Raw genomic sequence first — 337 nt, forward strand, 5'->3', positions numbered from 1 at the left:
GGAGAACGCTTACCACTTTGTGGTTCATGACTGGGGTGAAGTCGTAACAAGGTAGCCCTAGGGGAACCTGGGGCTGGATCACCTCCTTATACGATGATTACTCACGATGAGTGTCCACACAGATTGATGGTTTATGTAGTTTAAGAGATGGAACACCCCCCAAGGTGTTCAACTTAGTGTCCCGTTCGTCTAGAGGCCTAGGACACCGCCCTTTCACGGCGGTAACAGGGGTTCGACTCCCCTACGGGATACCATTGGGTCGTTAGCTCAGTTGGTAGAGCAGTTGACTTTTAATCAATTGGTCGCAGGTTCGAATCCTGCACGACCCACCATTCTT

2 tRNA genes and 1 rRNA gene are annotated in these 337 nt (G+C 50.7%); all 3 read left to right on the forward strand.

Annotated features, from left to right (window positions below):
• Positions 1–89 (forward strand): 16S ribosomal RNA (locus tag EJ063_RS20820); the annotation flags it as partial.
• An 89-nt stretch (positions 90–178) separates the two neighbouring features.
• Positions 179–254 (forward strand) — tRNA-Glu (locus EJ063_RS20825).
• A gap of 2 nt (positions 255–256) precedes the next feature.
• A tRNA-Lys gene (locus tag EJ063_RS20830) sits at positions 257–332 on the forward strand.
• The last annotated feature ends 5 nt before the right edge of the window (positions 333–337 follow it).

This window comes from Vibrio aquaticus, from assembly GCF_003970385.1.
In the GTDB taxonomy this organism is placed as follows: domain Bacteria; phylum Pseudomonadota; class Gammaproteobacteria; order Enterobacterales; family Vibrionaceae; genus Vibrio; species Vibrio aquaticus.